The 21,227-nt window shown below is 60.7% G+C and carries 18 protein-coding genes; 5 read left to right on the top strand and 13 right to left on the bottom strand.

Features of this window, described 5'->3' with window-relative positions:
- The first annotated feature begins 34 nt into the window (after positions 1-34).
- Positions 35-1,387, top strand: a complete 1,353-nt coding sequence (locus tag ABD837_RS01540; protein ID WP_345049449.1) for an MptA/MptB family glycosyltransferase — start codon at positions 35-37, stop codon at positions 1,385-1,387.
- 73 nt (positions 1,388-1,460) lie between these two features.
- Here ABD837_RS01540 and ABD837_RS01535 read toward each other — a convergent pair whose 3' ends face one another.
- The 8 genes from ABD837_RS01535 to ABD837_RS01500 all read right to left on the bottom strand — a co-directional run bounded on the left by ABD837_RS01535 (position 1,461) and on the right by ABD837_RS01500 (position 7,291).
- Positions 1,461-2,339 (bottom strand): hypothetical protein, encoded by an 879-nt coding sequence (locus tag ABD837_RS01535; RefSeq protein ID WP_345049446.1) that lies wholly within the window; start codon positions 2,337-2,339, stop codon positions 1,461-1,463.
- Positions 2,340-2,393: 54 nt separating this feature from the next.
- Positions 2,394-3,071: a TIGR04282 family arsenosugar biosynthesis glycosyltransferase gene (locus ABD837_RS01530; RefSeq protein WP_345049444.1), complete on the bottom strand. Its 678-nt coding sequence runs from the start codon at positions 3,069-3,071 to the stop codon at positions 2,394-2,396.
- Positions 3,064-3,600, bottom strand: coding sequence for a rhodanese-like domain-containing protein (locus ABD837_RS01525; RefSeq protein ID WP_345049441.1), 537 nt, complete (start codon positions 3,598-3,600; stop codon positions 3,064-3,066). The genes ABD837_RS01530 and ABD837_RS01525 overlap by 8 nt, the downstream gene beginning before the upstream one ends.
- 22 nt (positions 3,601-3,622) lie before the next feature.
- Positions 3,623-4,687 carry an arsenosugar biosynthesis radical SAM (seleno)protein ArsS gene (gene arsS / locus ABD837_RS01520; protein ID WP_345049438.1) on the bottom strand — a complete coding sequence of 355 codons (1,065 nt, stop codon included), beginning with the start codon at positions 4,685-4,687 and terminating at the stop codon, positions 3,623-3,625.
- 89 nt (positions 4,688-4,776) lie between these two features.
- Entirely contained in the window at positions 4,777-5,115 is a 339-nt protein-coding gene (locus ABD837_RS01515) for an arsenosugar biosynthesis-associated peroxidase-like protein (RefSeq protein WP_345049436.1), read from the bottom strand.
- 46 nt (positions 5,116-5,161) lie between these two features.
- Complete coding sequence (locus ABD837_RS01510; RefSeq protein WP_345049434.1) at positions 5,162-5,701, bottom strand: heme NO-binding domain-containing protein; 540 nt, start codon at positions 5,699-5,701, stop codon at positions 5,162-5,164.
- 124 nt (positions 5,702-5,825) lie between these two features.
- Positions 5,826-6,722 carry an anti-sigma factor gene (locus ABD837_RS01505; RefSeq protein ID WP_345049431.1) on the bottom strand — a complete coding sequence of 299 codons (897 nt, stop codon included), beginning with the start codon at positions 6,720-6,722 and terminating at the stop codon, positions 5,826-5,828.
- A gap of 8 nt (positions 6,723-6,730) precedes the next feature.
- A complete protein-coding gene (locus tag ABD837_RS01500) occupies positions 6,731-7,291 on the bottom strand; it encodes an RNA polymerase sigma factor (protein ID WP_345049429.1) in 561 nt (186 codons plus the stop codon).
- Positions 7,292-7,541: 250 nt separating this feature from the next.
- On the opposite strand from ABD837_RS01500, the gene ABD837_RS01495 reads away from it, so the two are divergent.
- On the top strand, positions 7,542-8,939 hold the full coding sequence (locus tag ABD837_RS01495) for an NAD-dependent succinate-semialdehyde dehydrogenase (RefSeq protein WP_345049426.1): 1,398 nt from the start codon (positions 7,542-7,544) through the stop codon (positions 8,937-8,939).
- A gap of 349 nt (positions 8,940-9,288) precedes the next feature.
- The gene (locus ABD837_RS01490; RefSeq protein WP_345049423.1) at positions 9,289-9,675 is read left to right on the top strand and encodes a hypothetical protein; all 387 of its coding nucleotides are present in this window, start codon (positions 9,289-9,291) and stop codon (positions 9,673-9,675) included.
- Between the two features lie 214 nt (positions 9,676-9,889).
- On the opposite strand, the gene ABD837_RS01485 is transcribed toward ABD837_RS01490, so the two are convergent.
- Complete coding sequence (locus ABD837_RS01485) at positions 9,890-10,384, bottom strand: hypothetical protein (protein ID WP_345049421.1); 495 nt, start codon at positions 10,382-10,384, stop codon at positions 9,890-9,892.
- A 444-nt stretch (positions 10,385-10,828) separates the two neighbouring features.
- Between ABD837_RS01485 and ABD837_RS01480 the strand changes: the two genes are divergently transcribed.
- Positions 10,829-13,075 (top strand): PAS domain-containing sensor histidine kinase, encoded by a 2,247-nt coding sequence (locus ABD837_RS01480; RefSeq protein WP_345049419.1) that lies wholly within the window; start codon positions 10,829-10,831, stop codon positions 13,073-13,075.
- Between the two features lie 467 nt (positions 13,076-13,542).
- Here ABD837_RS01480 and ABD837_RS01475 read toward each other — a convergent pair whose 3' ends face one another.
- The 3 genes from ABD837_RS01475 to ABD837_RS01465 all read right to left on the bottom strand — a co-directional run bounded on the left by ABD837_RS01475 (position 13,543) and on the right by ABD837_RS01465 (position 16,601).
- Positions 13,543-14,310, bottom strand: coding sequence for a YdcF family protein (locus ABD837_RS01475; protein ID WP_345049416.1), 768 nt, complete (start codon positions 14,308-14,310; stop codon positions 13,543-13,545).
- A 74-nt stretch (positions 14,311-14,384) separates the two neighbouring features.
- Positions 14,385-14,744 (bottom strand): thioredoxin family protein, encoded by a 360-nt coding sequence (locus ABD837_RS01470; RefSeq protein WP_345049413.1) that lies wholly within the window; start codon positions 14,742-14,744, stop codon positions 14,385-14,387.
- Between the two features lie 105 nt (positions 14,745-14,849).
- Positions 14,850-16,601 (bottom strand): DUF885 domain-containing protein, encoded by a 1,752-nt coding sequence (locus tag ABD837_RS01465; protein WP_345049410.1) that lies wholly within the window; start codon positions 16,599-16,601, stop codon positions 14,850-14,852.
- Positions 16,602-16,824: 223 nt separating this feature from the next.
- On the opposite strand from ABD837_RS01465, the gene aspA reads away from it, so the two are divergent.
- Positions 16,825-18,231 (top strand): aspartate ammonia-lyase, encoded by a 1,407-nt coding sequence (aspA, locus tag ABD837_RS01460; protein ID WP_345049408.1) that lies wholly within the window; start codon positions 16,825-16,827, stop codon positions 18,229-18,231.
- Positions 18,232-18,465: 234 nt separating this feature from the next.
- Here the strand turns inward: aspA and ABD837_RS01455 are convergent, their stop codons facing one another.
- Positions 18,466-21,036 carry an alpha-amylase family glycosyl hydrolase gene (locus ABD837_RS01455; protein ID WP_345049405.1) on the bottom strand — a complete coding sequence of 857 codons (2,571 nt, stop codon included), beginning with the start codon at positions 21,034-21,036 and terminating at the stop codon, positions 18,466-18,468.
- Between the last annotated feature and the right edge of the window lie 191 nt (positions 21,037-21,227).

Raw genomic sequence — 21,227 nt, 5'->3', positions numbered from 1 at the left:
CGCTTCTGGTTCTCCGCTCCTATTGCAGCCTCCTGTGCAGCGCAAGCTTCCCTCCGTTTCTCAGCTTCTGGCCCTGCTGCTCTCGGCGGCGGCGTACGCGGCGTTGGCCTATGCCACGCCACGAGCGCAGTTTGGGCAGCTGCTTGGGTTAATGGCAGTGGCCCTGGCGGCCTACGCCTGGCTGCTACGCACGCGGCTGCCGCTGCGCTGGGGCCTGGGCGCGGCGCTGGTGCTGCGGCTGTTGTGGCTACCCGCCCAGCCCGCGCTGTCCGACGACGTGCACCGCTTCCGCTGGGATGGCCTGCTGGTGGCCCACGGCATCAACCCCTTCCAGTTTCGGCCTGATGAGCTCATTGCCGATGGAGCCCGCACGGCTTTCCCCGACGCTGCTACCCGCGCCCAGGTGCTGCCGCAGCTGCAGCTACTCTACCGCCAACTGAACTCACCGCACTATTACTCCGTGTACCCGCCGGTGTGCCAGGCCATTTTTGGTACGGCGGCCCGGCTGTTTCCCACTTCCGACCGAGGCTTCGTGACGTCCCTGCGGCTGGCCGTGCTACTGGCCGAAGCGGGCACCGCCTGGCTGTTGCTGGCGCTACTGGCTGCAATGGGCTGGCCGGCAGCGCGGGCGTTGCGCTACCTGTTGCATCCGCTGGCCATCGTCGAGCTCACCGGCAACCTGCATTTTGAGGCGCTGGCCATTTGCTTTGTGCTGCTGGCAATCTGGCTGTTGCACCGGCAGTGGTGGGTGCGCTCGGCCGGGGCGCTGGCGCTGGCAGTTGCCGCCAAGCTGCTGCCGCTGTTGGCGCTGCCGCTACTGGTGCGGCGGTTGGGCTGGCGGCGCTTTGCGGCCTACGCAGCCGTGGTAGCATGTGCGCTGCTGGCCTTATTTGCCCCATTTCTTTCGAAGTCGCTGGCGGTGAACATGAGCCGCAGCCTTAACCTGTATTTCCGCAACTTCGAGTTCAATGCCAGCATCTACTACCTACTGCGGTCCATCGGCTACCACCTCACCAACTACAACGAAATTGCGCGCATCGGGCCGGCCCTGGCACTGGCAGCAGCCTTGTTTGGTTTGGGGCTCAGCTGGCGCGAGCGCCGACCTACACTCACTACCCTGCCCGTGGCGCTCCTGTTCCTGTTTACGGGCTATTATGCGCTGGCCACCACAGTTCATCCGTGGTACCTGACGCCCCTGCTTGCGCTGGCCCCGCTCTCGCGGTTCAGGTATCCGCTGGTTTGGGGCGGGGCAGCGGTGCTCTCCTACGCGGCCTACCGCACCGAGGCCTATACCGAGAACCTGTGGCTGGTAGCGCTGGAATACTCCGTGGTATACGGTATGCTGTCTTGGGAACTTACGCTGCGCTTAATGAGGAATGAGAAATGAGAAATGAGGAAGTTCGAGACCTCCGTGCCATTTTCCAATTCTTCATTCCTCATTCTTCATTAAGCGCAGCGTCTCACTTTGGCCAATACGCATAACGGCGCTGACTTTTCAGGCGCAGATTGCGGCCATCCCAGGTGGTTTGGCGCAGCAGGATGTTGGGGTAAGCCTTAGCAAACCAGTACACGTTCTGCTTATCGGGCGCCAGTTGCACGGCTACACGCCAGGCCGGCACCGGGGCTTCGGCAGCCGGCGCCTCGGTGGTGCTGAGGCGGGCGTTGTAATACACCGGCAGGCTGGCTTTGCTCGTCTGCTGCAAGTCCATTACCACCAGCTCGAAGGCAAGGTGCTGGTCGAATCGCAGCGTACGGAGGCTATAAGGCAGGGCATCTTCAAGAAGCACGTCGCGGCGCAGGTCGCGGCTGCCCACGCCCTGCTGGTCCCAATAAGAGTTATAGCTTTCCTTGAGGCTCAAGCCATCATCCACGATGGTCTTGAATGTGTTACCGCACCACTCCTGCGATGATGAAGTCATTTTGTACAAAGCGACTGGCTGGTCGCGCCGAAAAAATAGCGAGGTTAGATAGTGGTACGGATATTCTTCGGTTGGAATCTGACAGAACGCGTTCACCTTCATCACCGGAAACAAATCGGTGCGCTGGTAGTCGTCGGTCTTCACATTAAACTGCTGGTTGAATTCCTCCTTCACCGTGATAAGCGTGTACTCGAACTGCCGTTTTTTCTTGTAAACGGTGCGCTCGGCATCGTAGGTCGCCACTTCGGCCAGGCCATCTTCCCAGTACTTCCGCATGGCCCACTGCTCATCGAAATGCAGCATGATGCCCTGCAACGCCTGCACCGAGGCGCGGGCCTTGGGCTTTTCTTTATTTCCTGCGTCTGGGGTACAAGCAGATAAGCCCGTGCCCATGAGCAACACACCCAGGGTAAATAACATTGTTTGTCGATACATAGGTAGAAATACGCACGTAGCGCCCTACGGTTGGGCAGTTCAACCCTTGGCGAGCGGGCTGCCGGCCAGTGCCGGGTGGGCAGCATTCCACGCTGCAAGGTCCTCGGCGTTGTCCACGTCGCGCAGTTCCGGCAGCAGGGCTACACGCAGGCCCAGCCGTTTGGCGTCGGCCAGGGTATCGGCCAGTACCGAGTCGGTGCTCCAGGTTTTGTTCTGAAACAACTCCGGCTGCGGCTGGCGCAGCCCCAACAGGTAATAGCCGCCATCGGTCGCCGGCCCCAGCACCACGTCCGCCGCTTCGAGCGCCGCAAAGGCCTGATTTAGGTGGCTGGCCCGCAGGCCCGGGCAATCGGTGCCAATGATGGCCACCCGTCCCGCTCCGGCAGCAAACGCCGTTGCAAAGGCCGTAGTCATGCGCGCGCCGAGGTCGCCTTCGGGCTGGCAGCAGGCAGCGTGGGTAGCCCATTCGCGGGTTTCGGCGGCAGTGGGTTCCGCGGTGGCCGTATCAGCCAGCCACACGGTGGCGGGTACGCCGGCTTCGACGATGGCAGCGTTAGTAACAGCCAGCAGCTCGCGGTAAATGGCCAAAGCAGCGGGCTGGCCTACTCCAGCTGCCAGCCGGCTCTTTACGCGGCCCAGGGCCGGTACGCGGGCAAACACCAGTAGCTGGCAGTCAGTTGGTTGCGGCACCTGGGCCGCAGCAGTTAGGTTACTCATATACTTTGCGGCCACGCCGGAGCCAACTGCCCCAGAACGTGGAATAAGGATGCACGTTGGGCGTAGAACCAGCCGCATTCACCACCGGATGGCCTTCATTCACCCATTCAAAAAGCCCACCGTAGAGGTTGCGCACGTGCCGGAAACCCAGTACGTGCAGGCGTTCGCCCAGCCGTTCGCTGCGCACGCCCACCGAGCAGTACACCACCACAGGTTGCTCCCGGTCGAGGCCGGCAAATTGCGCCGTGGGCACCGAGTCGACATCCACAAAGCGCGCCCCGGTTAGGTGGCTCACCCGAAATTCGGCTGGCGTTCGCACATCGAGCAGCAGTGGCGGCGCGGCCCGCTGCAGCTCCTGGGCCAGGGCGGCAGCGGGCACCGTGGGCACGGTGTGGCGGTAAATGGTACGAAGCAGCTGTTGGTAAAGCACGCCTGCGCGGGGTGGGGTTGTCTCGGCTTCCGAGCCACAGCCCGCCAGTACCAGCAAGCCGAAGCTACAGCCGAAGCGAACGAAACGAAGCGGAAACATGAGAAAAGGTAAGCGTGCGCAGCTACGCCGTGGCGCCGCCGCAGCTCGAGCCCGCGCCGGCCGTGCAGCCGTAGCAGTGCTGGTTCACCACAATGGCCCGGGCCTGCAGCGACTCCAGGTCGAAATCACGGATGTGCTGCGAGGCGGTACGGGCCACCGGCAAGTCAAGCATCTGGTTGAAATCGCAGTCGTAGAGCAAACCATCCCAGCCCACCGAAATGGTGCTGCGGCACATTACATTGGCGGCAGCAGTGGGGTTGTAGGCCTGCACCAGCTTGTCCATGTACGCATCGTAGTTGCCGCTTTCCACCAGATAATCGAGAAAACGGCTCACCGGCAGATTGGTAATTGCCAGCAAATCGTTGAACGTAACGCCGTGTTCCCGGCTCAGCCGCTGCTTGAACTCGCGTTCCAGACTCGCTTGGTTGCCAGGCAGAAACGCCCCGGACGGGTTGTACACCAAGTCCAGGCTCAGCCCGGACCCTTCCACGCCATATCCCACGGCATTCAGCATGTGCAGGGCGCGCATCGAGCGGGCAAACACGCCCTCGCCACGCTGGGCATCGGTGCGGGCGGCGGCGAAGTGCGGCAAGGAAGACACCACGCGCACCTTGTGCTTGGCAAAGAACTCGGGCAGGTCGTTATACTTCTTGTTGGCGACGATGATGGTGAGGTTGCAACGCACAATAGTGGTGCGGCCCAGTGCCGAAATCCCCTCCACAAACCACCGGAAATCGGGGTTCATCTCGGGAGCGCCACCCGTCAGGTCCACTAATTCGATGTCGGTTTTGGCCAGCGCGTCCAGGCACTGCTGCATGGTTTCACGAGTCATTATCTCCGTGCGGTCAGGGCCGGCATCCACATGGCAGTGCTTGCACACCTGGTTGCACATCTTGCCCACGTTCACTTGCAGCACCGTCAGCTGCGTAGGTCGCAGCGGGAGCAAGCCGGTTTCGCGCAGCTTGGAGGCAAATGCCGGGAAGCCCGCCCCCGCCGTCTGGGCCGGGTTTAGCACATCAAGCTGGTAGGAAGAGTCAGCCAGGGCGTGGTGCTGAGCGTGGAGCGATTTCGTAGGAGCTAAGGACACAGGAAGCGAAATAGAAAACGAGAAAAAACGAAATCGGAAGTCATAGCCGCACCTTTTTTAGGTTGCGCCAAACTTCCACTCCGACAAGCTTACATTGATAGTTCTTTGGCTTTGTTCATCATCATGGTGGCGTGCACGAGCGTAGCACCACCCTTTATTGCCGCCCCTACGTGCACTGCCTCCATCATCTGGGCCTCATCGGCGCCTTTCTGGAGCGAATCGGAAGTGTAAGCATCGATGCAGTACGGGCACTGCACCACGTGGGCCACAGCCAGGGCAATCAGCGATTTCTCGCGCTCAGAAAGGGCCCCCTCTTTGAAAACCTCGCCGTAATAGTCGAAAAACTTACGGCCCATTTCAGGCTGCCATTCGCTGATTTTGCCAAATTTGGGCAGGTCGGCGGGGTTGTAGTAGGTCGAGTCGCTCATAGGAACAGTGGTGTTTTGAAGTGAAGTTTTCTGGGGAGGCAATGGTTCAGCGGCGGCGTACGTGAATGCGTACTCGTTCGCCTTCTTCACTAACCGTGGGCATCACGTCGATGCGGTCGGCCTCGTCGAAATATACAGCCAAGCCACGCACGATGCCCACGGCCAGCCCGCTCATGCGCCGCGGCGAGACGTAATCAATCATCAGCTCGTTGGGACCTAATCGGGTAACCTCGAGCACGGGTGGCGAGTTTTCGGCGTGCTCTTTCCGCACTTGGTGGTGCATGGTGAGTTCGGTATGCTCCAGCATGTCGAGGGTTTTCCATTCGGGTCGCAGGAGTTTCTGGTACATGTACATAAGGTCGGGCACCAGGTACTCCCCAAATTTTTCGTGTAGCTCACCGGCCGGCAGCCCGGTCATCTCGGCTGCATGCCCAACCAGGGCATAAACATGCTCATCGGGATACACGTTTTTGTGGTCGAAATCCACTCTATCAAGGCCCGCCAGCTCTACCAGCTTCACCCAGGTGCTATGGTCGTACTGCGTTTGCACGTAGCGCTTTAACAAGGTCAGGATAGTGCCGTGCATAAACTCAGTAGCTGATAGAAAGGCACAAGATAAGCAACGCCGCCTGCTAACCGAAGTGGTTAACAGACGGCGTTAAGTCCCCTGAGCTATAAAGGCCAATGATGGGTTTCCGTCAGGCAGCTAACTAAATATTACCTGCTACTGTCATCGTGCTGAGGTTGGGGCCCGCGCTGCCGCCGGTGGGCTCCACCGTCATGGCAAAGGTTTGGGCGCTGGCAATGTCTTTCATGTGCTGCAGGCCTTCGCCGGTGGCGGTGGCAGCAGTCAGCACGCCCGCATCAATCGGCTTGCCTTTGTCGAGGGCCCAAAGCTGGTATTGTTTGCCAGCCGGCAAGGCGGGCAGGCTGCGCACATCGACGTACACCTTGTGGGTGGCCACGTTATAGAATACACGGGCTTTGGCCGAAGGTGCTACTTTGGTGCCAGCCAGGGCCACGGCACGGAACTCGTCGTCGCGCAGCACCTGGTTTTCCTGGCGCAGATTGCCCAGCTTTTTCTCCACTACCTGCGAGGTAGTAGCGAAACTGGATTTCTCGTTTTGCAGGGCCACTACCTGAGCATTGGCATTTTTCCAGTTGGAATACAGCAGGAAGTTGGCACCCAGGCTCAGCAGCAGGGCCACCGAAGCAGCAACAGCCCAGTTGGACCGGCTGGCTGGCGTAGCCACCGGGGCAGCCGACATGGGGCGAATGGTGGCTTCGCCGGGACGCGCTGCGGCGGCGGCCACGGGAGTCGCAGTCAGGGCGTCAACATCGGCCCGCAGCGAGGCGCTGGGGCGGGCGGCGGGAGCAATCTGGGCCATTACATTGCCGAGCACCCGCTCGCGCATTCCGGCGGGCGGAGCCACGGCGTGGGCTTCGGCGTAGAACCCGAGCGCGGCCTGTATCTGCGCCAGCTCTTCCCGAAGCTCGGGATGGGTGGCGGCGTGGGCCTCCACGTCCGCCTGCTCGGCGGCCGAGAGTTCACCGAGAGCGTACAGCTCCAGGATGCCCGATTCGATATAGTCTTGGAAATTTTCCACGGTTAGGTTCAACGAATAAGTTTGCTAAGGACTTTGATGGCAGTGCGGGCGCGGGTTTTTACCGTACCCAATGGAATATTCAATTCCTCGGCCACCTCACTTTGGGTGAAGCCCTCGAAATAGAGCATGTCGATAATCAGGCGCTGCTCAGGAATCAGTTTCTGCGTAATCTCTTTTAAGCCAATGTGTTCGGGGCGGAACGACGTGGGGGCCGCTTGCCGCTGTGCAGTCAGGCTGTCATCAATTCCCGTTGTTTTGCTACCTACGCGGTGCTGCCGCGAGCGGATTTTGTCGATGCTCAGATTGCGGCAAATATTAAGCACCCAGGTGAAAAGCCGGCCTTTGGTAGCGTCGTAGCTGGCAAAGGCGTTCCAGATTTTGACCAGTGCTTCCTGCAGCACGTCCTCGGCCTCGTCTTCGGCCTTCACAATGCGGAAAATAACGCCATAGAGCGCAGCCGAATATCGGTCGTAAAACAGCGTCATGGCCGATTCGTCGCGGGCCTGCAGGCGCCGGACTAAGTCTTCCTCGGCAGCAGGCGGCAGGGAAATAAGGGGGTTATCGGACACAGGAGTAACTAAAAGTGGGGGAATAGAGCGGTAGGAAAGTCTGTTGGTAAGCGCACGAAAATACGCGGCGTCGGCTAATTGCCACCATTCGGCGCTTATCAGCCGGCACCGAAGGGCTTCGGGCCGCTTGCAGTACTCGTTAAAAGCCATATTGTTCAGGTAAGCCGCATTCAAGTGGCCCCCGTACCAAGGCGAGGGGCTGCATTGGCTTGTACCTTTCGGTACCCTTCCGCCCTTCTCAATCCGAGCTATGTCCATCGAATCATTCAACCCGCACACCGGACGGTTGCTGCGCCGCTTTACCCCTTTTGCCTGGGCTAAAACCCAACGCATTCTGGGCCAAGCACACCGCGCGGCCCCGGCCTGGGCCGCCACCCCATTTGCCCAACGCGCCAGGGTGCTGCGGCGCGCCGCCGAGCTATTGCGCGAGCGTCAGAACGTCCTGGCCCGCCTAATGGCCCTGGAAATGGGCAAGCCCATTACTGACGGCCGCGCCGAAGCCCTGAAGTGCGCCACCTGCTGCGATTATTACGCCGAACACGCCGAGGCTTTTCTAGCCGATGAGCTCGTGAAAACCGATGCCGGCCGCAGCTTTATCAGCTACCAGCCATTGGGCGTGGTGTTGGCGGTAATGCCCTGGAACTTCCCCTTCTGGCAGGTGGTGCGCTTTGCCGCCCCGGCCCTGATGGCCGGCAACGTAGGCCTGCTAAAGCATGCCTCCAACGTGCCGCAATGCGCTCTGGCCCTCGAAAAAATCTTTCATGACGCCGGCCTGCCGCCGGCCTGCTTCCGAACCTTGCTCGTGGACTCGGACCAGGTAGCACAGCTGCTGGCCGACGACCGCGTGCGGGCCGTGACGCTCACCGGCTCGGAGGGCGCCGGCATGGCCGTTGCGGCCGTGGCCGGGCAGCACATCAAAAAAGCCGTGCTGGAATTGGGCGGCTCCGACCCGTTTATCGTGCTGGCCGACGCCGACTTAGCTCTGGCTGCTAAAACTGCCGCGCAAAGCCGCATGATAAACAGCGGCCAGAGCTGTATTGCCGCCAAGCGCTTCATCGTGGAGAAGTCCGTGTGCCGCGAATTCATCAACCAGCTCAAAACCCACCTGCTGGCCCTGCGCCCCGGCGACCCACTTGACGAGGCTACCCAATACGGCCCCCTGGCCCGCCCCGACCTCGCCGACGAGCTCACTAAGCAAGTAGGGGATTCGGTGACAAAAGGTGCGAAAATTGAATTGCACGGCGGCCAGGCCAAGCCCGGCACTGCCCTGTTCCGGCCCATGATACTGTCGAACATCAAACCTGGCCAGCGGGCGTATGCCGAGGAGCTGTTTGGCCCGGTTGCGTTGGTGCTCGAAGCCAAGAATGCCGACGATGCCGTGCGCTTGGCCAACGACTCGCGCTTCGGCCTGGGCGCGGCCGTCTGGACGGGCGACGCGAAAAAAGGCGAGGCCATGGCCCGCCAGATTGAAAGCGGGGCCGTGTTTGTGAACGGTTTGGTGAAGTCGATGCCCGAGCTGCCGTTTGGCGGAGTAAAAAAATCGGGCTATGGCCGCGAGCTTTCCTACCTGGGCATTCGGGAGTTTGTGAACCAGAAGTCGATTTGGGTAGGCAAGGAGGTCAAGGCTACGGGAAAGCAGGTGGAGTAGCGGCATGGCGCAGTGCCGCTGGCCGCAGTTTAGCGAAGTGCCACTGCCGGCCGACAAATGCGGCGAGTTTGCAACTCACTGCCGGGCAGCGGCAAGCCGGTCCTGTCTGCGCAACGCCAAGCTGGATACTGGAGCTCTATACCGGCCTACAATGTGCGCGCTAAGTCGTGGCCGGAAAACAACGAACTTCTCACCACGAGCTGTACCAAAGCAGAGTTCACGAAACTCACGCCCCTTGGCAATTCCGTCCAGGTTAAAATGTAGCCGAGCTTTTTAACTGGTTTTCTATTTCTCGGCCTTGTTACTGAATTTAAACTGTGCCCTGTAAGGAGGGTTACTTTGGATACTTATGGGCCTTGTTCGTCCCTGTTTTGGCTGGCTGCTGGTTTTCGGCTGCACTTCCTGCTTCGACCTCAACCCGAGTAAAACCACGATTCACGCGGGGTATTACGTGCGCGATGACTTCTCCCAACCCTACAGCACGCTGTATCTGGAGACGGAAGATGGCTCCTCAGTGGAACGCTGTCCGAACGTGAAGCGGGTGGGTTACGAGCGAGGCTACATCTTCATCCAAGCCGAGCGCGGAAACTACTGGTTTGCGGTTCAAGAAGACAAGGGGTGGAATTCGCTCGACCCGGCCGCGGCCCTGTTGCTCAACGGACCCTTGAACTTTACCGAGTTCCAGCAGGCCATGCTGCGATTGGGCGTCGGCGAGATAGCGTATCAGTTTCCCTGAACCCCCAAGTGACTCGTTCAAAAAAACGGTCCGAATAGGATAACGAGCGGATTAAGTAATCGAGCAGAAGTAATCAGGTCATCGTCCGGCCCGGTCCGACCGCCCTAGGCGGTCCGACCGGTTGTCGTCAGCGCAAAACCGGAGGTGCTTCAACCGGTCAGACCGCCTAGGGCGGTCGGACCGGGCCGATGCCGAATTACTGTTGCTCGACTACTTAGTACACCTTTTTGTAGCCTAGCAGCAGCAGTGCCTTTAGGGAATCGGTCTTGCTGGCCCCAAGGTTCTGTTCCAATTGGCGCCGGACGCGCAGGAACTTGGCCCGGTTGGCGGGGTCGTTGCTGTGAAAAACCGTCAACTGTTTGTCGAGAACGACAAGGTAGTTGTAGTAGGTGTAACCGCCGCGAAACGTAGGCTTTACCCACTGCTCGGACAACAGTTGGAAATAGTACACGCCGTTGCAGGGTTTGGCGAACGCAAACAACGGGCGGATGCGAATCAGCGCCCGAATGTGGCCCGAGCTGTCTGGTGTGCCTTCCCGGTCCGGCATCAACTCGTCTCGGGAGGGCGTGCACAGGCACTGCACCACAAAGGGGCGGGTGTCTTTCGCGTCCAAGCGCCGGTTATAGAAAGCCAGCCGGAGGCCTTGCTGGGCCACAACCGACGGCCCACTGAGCATCAGTACAAGCAGCAGGAGGCAAGAAAGGGGCATAAGGTGCGAAAGTACTGCGAAGGTTGGCAGGGCCCACAAAGGGCTATAATCTGCAGTTCACGCAAACGCTGCTTTTCCTGACCACCGCCGAATACATTCCAGGGCCTTGAAGGCATGCCATCCGGACCAGCAAGCTCCGGATTTTCATGGCCGCAACTCGTTGCCTTAGCCACTGGCCGGACATGACGCAACGGAAGCTGCTTGGGACAATTGTTGCCGGTTCTTTCGGGAAGTACTATGCCATAAGGCAGCAGTGATACTCCCCTGAATTTAGCTTACATTGCGTATGCGTCTGTGAAACAAAAGGCACTGTTTTTCTGACTTTTGAAAGTCGTACTCTTCACCTCGCAGTAGGCATGCTGCAAGGAAGCTTTGGCAGTGGTTGTGTCAACTTCAAGCCGCCCTTCACGCTAGCTCGGTACTAGCTTTCTAAGCGTTTCCAGCATGGGACACCCCAACGACGCTCAGGTCCTGGAAGAACTGATGAGTTTTTCTTCGGAAGTGTTTTGCGCGCTCGACCCCAACGGGCTGGTGGTGCGCGTAAGCCCGGCGTGCCTCGCCGCCCTGGGTTTCGAGCCGGCGGGGTTGCTGGGCCGGCCGTTTGCCGACCTGCTCCACGCCGCCGACCGGGCCGAAGTGGCCGCGCAGCTACACCAGGCGGCCAGCGACGGGCCTCAGTTGTGCGTGCACTGCCGCTGCCTGACTCGCACAGGGCCGCTGCTGCACATGGTGTGGCTGGTGAACCGGGCGCCGGCCTCGGGGCTGCTCTTTTGCTTCGGAAAACCTGCTCCGCCCCAGAAGCCAAACGTGCAGCCCCGCTTGCGAAACCGCACGGTCCGCTCTACTGCCCGCGCTCAGGCGGCCGACCTCGAAGCAGCTGCGCGCGGGCGAGACGAAAGCGAGCAACGCTTCCGGCTCCTGTTTGAGAACAACCTGTCGATGTCGGCCTTTCAGGATGCCGAAGGCCTGACCCTGGAAATAAACTCGGCATTTTTACTCTTTTTGCAACAGGCCAAGCAGGCAGTAGTGCACCGGCAGTTGACCGATTTTCTGGCGCCCTCCTTCCGCACGCTGTTCACCGAAAAGTTTAAGGAAGCCATCGGCGGGCATACGGTGCGCTACAATGCCGCAGCAATAAATGCAGACGGCCAGGAAATAACCCTCAGCGTAACGAAAACCCCGTTGATAATGAACGGGAAAATTATCGGCATCCACGTGGCGGCGCTGGATACCACGGCCTTTACGGCCGCGCAGGAAGAGCTGGCGCACCTTGCCGAACAACACCTAACCATCCTGGAAAGCATCACCGGGGGGGTTTTATCGTTCGACACGCAGTGGAACCTCATCTACATCAACCGGGAGGCGGAGCGGCTGTTCGGCATTGCCCGGGAGGCGCAACTGGGCAAAAACATCTGGCAGATTTTTCCCGAGGTGGCCCGGGGTCAGTACCAAGGCCAAAGTGAGGAAGCCTTCCTCACCGGCTGCGTCACGCAGTTTGAAACTTTTATGCCCCGCCTGCGGCGCTGGCTCGACGTGAAGATGTTCCCGTCGCCAAACGGCTTGCTGGTGTACATTCTCGACGTTACCGAACAGCTAGAGGGTGCCAAACAGCTGCGGCAGCTGGCCCTGGTGGCCGAAGGCACCGACAACGGCGTGGTGATAGCCGATGCCGAAGGCCGCACCGAATGGGTGAACGCCGGCTTTACCCGCCACACCGGCTTTACCCTGGCCGATATGGTTGGCCGCAAGTGCGGCCACGTACTGCAAGGCCCGGAAACCGACCCGGCCGCGGTACACCTGTTCCGCGAAGGGCTGCAGCAGCGGGCGCCGTTCTCGGTCACCATCCTCAACTACACCAAAACTGGGGAAAAGCTCTGGCTGGTCATTGACGTGACGCCGATTCATAACCAGGCCGGCGAGCTGACGCAGTTTATCGCCATTCAGCACAACATCAGCTTCCGCAAGGAAACCGAAGCCCGCCAGGCCCAGATGACCCAGGACCTGTACCAGCACAACCGCGACCTGCAGCAGTTTACCTACATCATTTCTCACAACCTGCGCGCCCCGCTGGCCAACGGCCTGGGCCTGGCCACCATGCTTACCAAGCTGGGTAAGAACACCGCGGGGTTCGACCTGACGCTCGGCTACCTGCGCGAAAGCATGGCGCAAGCCGATGCCGTGATTAAGGACCTGAACCGGGTGCTTTCCGTGCGCGACAAGCAGGAGGCGCCCGAGCCGGTAGACCTGGCCGAGGTATGCGAGCAGGCCCTGGCCAGCCTGAAAGGGTCGCTGGCGCAATGCGGCGCGCAGGTGCGGGTCGACATTGCCGCGGGGCTGGCCGTGGGCGGCACCCGCGCCTACCTCTACAGCATCTTCGACAATTTACTGTCGAACGCCATCAAATACCGCTCGGCCCAACGGCCTCTGGAAGTGACCATCCGGGCGGCGGCCGATAACGGCAGCGATGCCACCATTTCCATTGCCGACAACGGCTCGGGCTTCGATACGCAGAAAGCGGGAGCCGATGTGTTTCAGCTTTACAAGCGCTTCCACAGCAGCCAGCCGGGCCGGGGCATCGGCTTGTTTCTGGCCAAGACGCACGTCGAGGCCATGCACGGCCACATCGACGTTACGAGCACCGTGGATGTGGGCACAACCTTTCTTTTCACCCTACCTCGCTTCTGCCAATAACAGCTACCTCATCGACGACGAACCGCTCTGCTTGTACCTAACCGAGCAGATGCTCCGCCGGGAAGATGCGGACGCCGCCAAGCACACCTGCGCCGGTACCAACTCAGTGCGTGCGTACCTGCTGCCCCACCCGGCTTCCGAACTGTCCGATGTTGTTTTCCTCGGCCTTCACAGGCCGGGCCTGTCGGGGGTGGGATTTACTGGATGCCTTGCGGCCACACGAGGCTGCGCTGATGGGGCGCTGCCAGACTTCCTTGCTCACCCTCTACGAAATCGCTAAACCCGGAGGGCATTTCTACCGAATTACGGAGCGTTTAAGCAGTCACGCACAAGCAACCGTCATGCAGAGCGTAGCGAAGCATCTCGCGTGTGGCAGTAAATCAATCGTTTCACGATGCGAGCGAGATGCTTCGCTGCGCTCTGCATGACGGTTGCTTTTACGCACCTACTTAACACTACCTGCTTATCTAACTATATCCCAAGAGCTTGTACGTAAGCCAACCGGCCAGCTCATGCAGCAGCAAACTCAGGTTTTCCAGGGCCGCGGGGCTGGGCACCAGCCAATAGTCGGGCGTGATGCTGCGGTCGGTGGTGCGGAAGCCGGCGGGGAAGGAAACCGGGTTCAGGCCCACCTTATGGAAGCAGCCCAGGGCCCGGCGCTGGTGAAACGCGGAGGTGACCAGCACCAGGGACTTAATGTCGGGGCGGGTGTCCAGCACCTGCTTGGTGAAAAGCGCATTTTCGCGGGTGTTGCGGCTTCTTTCTTCGAGCAGAATGGCGCGAGCCGGCACTCCGGCCAGGCGCAGCAGCGTGCCCAGGTCGGCGGCTTCGGTGTGGGCCTTGGCCAGCACCGCGCCCGAGCCGCCCGACACAATGATGTAGCGCACCCGGCCGGCCCGGTACAGCCACAAGGCATTGGTGAAACGGTCGGCGCCGGGGCCCAGGTACACCCGGTCGTGCGGCGACTTTGCTACTTGTGTGATGCCCGTGAGCAATACAGCGGCATCGGCGTGACGGGGCAGGGAGGCCAGCGGCACCGGCGGCTTTTCCCAGGCCAGCAATAACTCGTTGACCAGTGCCGGATTGGTGCCCAGCAACAGCAACGCTGCAATAGCTATTAGCAGCCGTTGTTTTCGTTGCGGCTGCCGGGCCAGCAACGCAGCGAGGAGAAGTGCCAGCAGCCACACGGTGGGCAGCAGCACAAAGTCGAGAATCTTGGAAAGCAGGAAAAGCACGGGCAAAGGTATGCCGGTAGCTTTTTTAGCTGGTGCCCACTTTTATATCACCGTGGGAACCTACCCCATTCACCTCAGGCCGATACCGGCATTAGCACCCGCAGGCGGTTCAGCTGGGCCAGCATGGCAGCCTCGGTTTCGCGCGTGTCGCATTCGAGCATGCGGCCCTGGCAGTAGCTCACGAAAAAAGGCGCCCCGCGTTTGTTCATCAGAAGCTTGGCCACGGGGTTTTCGGCGAAGTCGAGCCGCACAAACAAAATCCCCTGGTACTGCTCCTCATCGGCCAAATGCTCAAATCCAGGAGCCAGCAGCTCGCAAATCGGGCAGTTATTCGACGTGAAGGTGGCAAATACCTTCAGGCGGTCGTGGATGTACTGGCGAAGGCCTTCATCATTGGTATCGATGATGCCGTTACTGAGTAGGTTTTCAAGCATAAGCCGAGCACTAGGGTGATTTAGCAAGTATGGCGGACAATGCGCCTTAGACAACGTCATTTCCCAAAAAATTCCAGCGCGGCCCGCCCGCCCGCCGTGCCGGTGCTACTTGCGGAGCATCAATTCCCGGATATATTTAACTGGTGCGCTGCCATAGCTCAAAAACTGTTCGTGAAAGCCTTTGAGGTCGAAGCCTTTACTGCCTTCCCGCTTCAGCTCCTCACGCAGGGCATAGATTTCGGTGTAGCCCGTGAAATAGCTGCTGAGCTGCACCTGGCTGAGGGTGGCGCGCAGCCACTTGCCCCGGGCCTCGGCCTCTTCCTGGAAGCCCTCGCGGCGCAGCATCGCCACTACGTCCTGCTCGCTCATGTTGTCGACCTGAATGGCGTGGTCGATGATGGTATTCAACGTCACGCGCATGTTCCACTTGTTCCACAGCAGCCACATCTCGTCGGAGTTGCGGCCGTAGCCGCTTTCCAGCATCATGCGCTCGGCATACACGGCCCAGCCTTCCACCATGGCCCCGTTGCCGAAAATGCTTTTCACCAGCGAAGGCGAGCGGTTGGCGTACACCAGCTGCGTGTAGTGGCCGGGAATGGCTTCGTGAATGTTGAGAATCTGGAGGGTGTAGTCGTTGTATTCGCGCAGGTAGCTTTCGGCCTGGGCGGGGGTCCACTCGGCGGGTAGCGGCTCCACGTTGTAGTAGGTATTGGCGCCTTTGTCGTAGGGCCCCGGAGCCGATACGCTGGCCCCGGCCCCACTGCCGCGCATGTAGAGCGGGGTTTCGCGCACCACCAGCGGCTTGCTGGGGTCCTGGGTCAGGAGTTTATGCTCGTTCACGAAAGCCACGAGCGTCGGAATCTGACGCTTCACGGCATCCACAAAACCGTCGCGCGGGGCGTGCTTCAGCGTGAGTTGGTTGATGACGGCCGTGATGAGGGCCAGGGTATCGGCCGGTGCTTTTTGGCCAGGGAAGTACTTGGGGTACAGGCGCGCGGCGCGGTGGCCCATGTCGTGCAGCAGCTCGGCTTTGTGCAAAAGGGCCTGCTGGTACACTTCGGCCGCGGTGAAGCGCGACTGGATGTCGTAGGCAAACTTCTGGTCGAACAGCTCCTTTCCAATGCGGAACGGGCGGAACTGGCCTTTAGTTAACACGTCGTTTTTGAGGAAATCCATGTAGCCCTGCACGGCGGCACGGGCCGCCGCCACCCGAGCAGTCAGTCTCTTTTTCTCGGCTTCGCTAAGGCCCGATTTCCGCACCGAGTCAGCCAGCGCGGCGCCAAACACCTCCAGGCCGCCAGCGTTTTGCTTGATGCCCAGCTGGGTATGTTCTTTGGTCGGGTTGCTGATATTGGCCTTCGCGGCGGCGTAAAACTCGGCCGCGTGGCTGATTTTGTCGGAGATGTTGCGCAGGCGGCGGTCGAGGCGGTAGTGGCGGCCATTCAGCAGGTCGCCCACTGCAGCCCCGAGGTTGTAGCTGGCCGGGTTCCACTGCCAGTTTTTGAGAGTATCAGCGTACCAGCGCTCGGCCCGTAGTTCGTTGCGGAGCATGCGCAGGTCAATTTGGTTGTTGGGCGAAAGGCTGTCGAGGGAGAATCGGCCCAGCTCGGCCAGGTTTTGCTGCGCGAAAGCGCCGTCGGCCTGGCGCTGGGCGGCGTTCGGAATCAGCAGCAGCGAGTCGTACTTGTGGAAGCCTGCGCCCGTGGCAAAATCGGGGTTTTGCTTCCAGAGGGCTTCAATAAACTGGCTTTTGAAGGAATCGAAACGGGCATCGGGGCCAGTGGCAGTAGTGGATTTTTCAGGCGGTGAACAGCTGGCGAAGAACAGCGCCAGCAAGGGCAGGTAGCGAAATTTCATGGGTGGGATTTGGCGGTTGAACAGAACGTTGTGCCGGGCTGCGCCCGGCATCCTTCCCTCAATAGTAAGTAATGCAATTGCAACGAAGTGGTAAAGATGCTTGGCAATGCTTTGTCGAACCTACCCACACGCCAAAACCGGCCACGTTGCAACGCGTGGCCGTAGGTTTGTACCTGCTTTCAACCATTCCGTATAAGCTGCACCTTACCTCCAAAATTCCCGCATGAGCACCTCCCGCATCGAACACGATTTCCTGGGCGAACGCCAGTTGCCCGACACCGCCTACTACGGCATCCAGACGCTGCGCGCCCTCGAAAACTTCGACATCACCGGCATTCCCATTAAAAATGAGCCGCTGTTTGTGCAGGCGCTGGCTTACGTGAAAAAAGGTGCGGCCCTGGCCAACAAAGAGCTCGGCGTGCTGCCCCCCCCCATTGCCGATGCCATTGCCGCCGCCTGCGACCGCGTGGCCACCGGCGAGTTCGACAACCAGTTTCTCACCGACATGATTCAGGGCGGCGCGGGCACTTCGGTGAACATGAACGCCAATGAGGTCATCGCCAACGTGGCCCTTGAAATAATGGGCCACGCCAAGGGCGACTACCAGTATTGCCACCCCAACAACCACGTCAACTGCTCGCAAAGCACCAACGACGCCTACCCTACCGCTTTCCGCATTGCGCTCAACAATAAGCTGGTGGGCTACCGCGAAACCCTGGGCGCGCTGGCTGATGCCTTCGCCCAGAAGGGCGAGGAATTCCGCGACATCCTCAAAATGGGCCGCACCCAGCTGCAGGATGCCGTGCCCATGAGCATGGGCGACGAATTCCGGGCCTTCGCCACCAACCTGCGCGAGGAGCTGTTGCGCATCGACGACTCGCGCCGGCTGATTGACGAAATCAACATGGGCGCCACCGCCATCGGCTCGCGCATCAATGCCCCCACCGGCTACCCCGAGCTGGTGACGGAGCACCTGCGCACCATCACTGGTCTCAACCTGAGCCTGGCCGGCGACTTGTTCGAAGCCACCTACGATACCGGCGCTTACGTGCAGCTCTCGGGCGTGCTGAAGCGCACGGCCGTGAAGCTCTCCAAAATCTGCAATGACTTGCGCCTGCTGTCGTCGGGCCCGCGCACCGGCATCAACGAAATCAACCTGCCGCCCCTGCAGCCGGGCTCCAGCATCATGCCCGGCAAGGTGAACCCGGTGGTGCCCGAAGTGGTGAACCAAACGGCCTTCTACGTCATCGGGGCCGACCTTACGGTGACGATGGCGGCCGAAGCCGGCCAACTGCAGCTGAACGTGATGGAGCCGGTTATCAGCTTCGCGCTCTTCACTTCGATTTCGTACATGACCAACGCCTGCCGCACCCTGCGTGAGAAGTGCGTGCTGGGCATCACGGCTAACAAGGCCCACGCCGAAAACCTGGTGCGCAACAGCATTGGCATCGTTACCCAGCTCAACCCCGTCATCGGCTACGAGGCCTCGGCCGAAATTGCCAAAGAGGCCCTGAAAACCGGCAAGTCGGTGCACGACATCGCCGTGACCGAGCGCGGGCTGCTCACCCAGGAAAAGTGGGACGAGATTTTCACCTTCGAAAACCTGATTCGGCCGGTATTTATGAAGTAGAGACGCAAAATTTTGCGTCTCGTCGTTGAACGTCAACAGCTGAACGTCAACAGCTGAACGTCAACAGCTGAACGTCAACAAAACAAGAACGTCATGCCGAGCGAAGCCGAGGCATCTCGCGTGGGACAGTAATCCAATCGTAAGAAAAGATTTACTACCACAAGCGAGATGCCTCGGCTCCGCTCGGCATGACGTTCTTATTGCCTTGTTCTGAAAGCATACCAGAGCAAATTCCTACCGCTCCACTACCAGCCGCTGCATGGCCACGGACGCGCCGGATTGCACCCGCACGAAGTAAGTGCCGCCAGCCCAGCCGGCAGTTTCCAGCAAGTAGCTGCTGCCGCTGAAGCTGCGGGTTTGCAGCAACCGCCCGGCGAGGTCAAACACCTGCAGCTGGCTCTGGGCAGTCGGGGCCGCGGCCAGCGCCAGGCGCACTGCGCCAGCCGTGGGGTTGGGGTACAGCGCGACGGCGAAGGCGGGCTGGGCGCTGGCCGTGCCGGTGGCCGTGGCAGAGCGCAGGCGCAGCACCCAGGTCTGGTTAGCCGCCAGGGCTGGTAAAGTAGACGTGAAGGTGCTGAAGCCGCCCTGCGCGTTCACGGTAACGGTACCGGCCGCCTGGCCGCTGTAGAGCTCCGTAACCTGGTAATTGCCCGGGGCCAGCGTCGACATACTGAGTGAGAGTGTGGAGCTGCTAATTGCCGTGCCGCCCAGGTTAGCGACCATCAGCGTGGCTTCCGGCCCATACACGCGGGCGTAAGCCAGCACCGCGGCGGCTGAAGACGTAGCGGGCAGGTAGTAGCCCTTGCGCAGGGTTTCGCTGGCGGTGCGCAAGCCGATGAGCTTCTTGTAGTGGCTCAGCAGCGAGTTGGCGTCGGCCTGTTCAGTAGCCACGTTGTAGGTGCCATAGTTGGAGTTGATGCTGCGCCAGGGCGTGCCGGTGGTGAAACCGGACTGTGCGCCTGCTGTCCACTGCATGGGGCGGCGCTTGTCTTCGTCGGGGCCGGTGCCGGCCATGCCCACTTCCTCGCCATAGTAAAGGAAGGGCACGCCGGGCATGGTGAGGTAGAGCGCCGCCGCCTGCTTCATGCGGGCCACGTTGCTGCCCAGGCCATCGAATACCCGGTTCTGGTCGTGGTTGGTGAGGAAGGTGGCGTATTGCAGCCGCGGGTACAGGCTTGTTACAAGGTTGAGCTGGTTGCGTAGAGCCGTGGGGCTTCCCTGGCTCACGGCGCCAATAATGCTGCTGGCCAGGTCAAACTCAAAGCAGAGGTCGAGGCGGCCGTTACTCACGTAGGGCACCACGCCGCTGGAGTTGGTCCAGGCCTCGCCCACGGAGAGCGCAGCCGGGTTCACCGCCTTCAGCGAGTCGTGGAATTCCTCCAGTATGCCCAGGGTCTCGCGGGTATCGGCGGTGGTGCTGCCGGTTTCAACGAGGTAGCGGACGGCATCCAGCCGGAAACCGTCCACGCCCTTGCGCAGCCAGAACCGGTCGGCATCCCACATGGCGGCCTTGAGTTGAGGATTGCGCCAGTTCAAATCGGGCATGCCTTCCCAAAAAGCCCCGTAGAAATAGTTGCCGTTGCGCGGGTGCCAGCCGCTGCCGCCAAACGGCCCGTAGCCCAGGTCGGTGGGCGACCACCGGTACCAGTCGCGGTAGGGGCTGGTGGTGCTGGCCGCCGACTGCGTGAACCACGGGTGCTGGCTCGACGAGTGGTTGAGCACCATGTCCAGAATCACCTTGATGCCGCGGCGGTGGGCCGCAGCCAGGAAAGCATCGAAGTCGGCCATCGTGCCATAATCCGGCTCCACGGCTTTGTAGTTGCTGATGTCGTAGCCGTGGTAGCTGGGCGAGTCCATGATGGGCATCAGCCAGAGGCCGGTTACGCCCAGGTCGGTGGTGGTAGCGGGGTTGCCATCGTTGAGGTAGTCCAGCTTCTGCGTCAGGCCGGCGAAGTCGCCCCTGCCGTCGCCGTTGCTGTCGTAAAAGCTGCGCACAAACACCTCGTAGAATACCGCGTCGTTCCACCAGTACGTGGGGTAGTTACTGAGCGTGGCCCCGCTGCAGGCCGTGCAGGTGCCGAAGCAGTAGCTGGGCGTGGTGTTCACGGCGGCCGTGGCGTTCACCACGCGGGTAAGGGTGCCGCTGGCATCGGCGGTACCGCAGGCGGCGGGCACGGTTTCGGCGTTGGCTACCGTGTTGCCGTTCACGAAGCGGTATCGGAACATGCCCGGTGCCGGCAGCGAAATGGTTACCTCGTAAATGCCGTCGCTATTGTTGTCGGTCAGCGGCAGCGCGGTAGCGTCGTTAGTAGCGCTGTAACCGGCCAGGGCCTGGAAATTGCCCACCACGTGCACACCGGTGCGGGCCACGGTCTGCCCGGTCATGTCCACGGCGAAGCGCAGCTGCGTGGCGCAATCGGCGAAGGGCACAATGGGCAGGCGCACCGCCGAGCCACCCACCACTACCTGCCGGTTCACGTTGCCGCTCGCGTCGCTGGTGCCGCAGGTAGCGGGCACCAGCTCGTCGCGGCCCCAGGCGTTGCCATTCACAAACTTGTAGAGGTAGGTACCGGCCGGCACGTTCACGGTGGCTTCCCACACGTGGTCGCCGTCGGGGTCGGTCAGGGCCGTAGTGGCCGGGTTCCAGTCGGCCGGAAAGCCCGCGGCCCCTTGGAAATTGCCAGCGACGTGCACGCCCCCAGCGGGCACGGGCGTCGTGCCCATGTCGACCCGAAAGGTGAGCTGGTTGGCTTGCACAGTGCCCAAACCGGCCAGTATCGCAATAAATAGTAAGCGGTATTTCATTGAATGATGTTGATAGCAGGCCCGATAGTAAAGGTACACCCGTCAACACCCGCATGCCGCTCGACGGCAACCCGCCGTAGACTACACCCAATGCCCCGGAGGCCACACCTGACCCTACTGGCCGGATGCATTGCGTGGTCGGGTGCTTTTTTGCACCCGGCAACGCAATGCATCCGGCGCGACGATGCCAT

Origin of the sequence: Hymenobacter glaciei (genome assembly GCF_039539585.1) — a bacterium.
Taxonomy (GTDB): domain Bacteria; phylum Bacteroidota; class Bacteroidia; order Cytophagales; family Hymenobacteraceae; genus Hymenobacter; species Hymenobacter glaciei.
The sequence above is the reverse complement of the archived record's forward strand: the minus strand, read 5'-3'. Positions and strand labels throughout refer to the sequence as shown.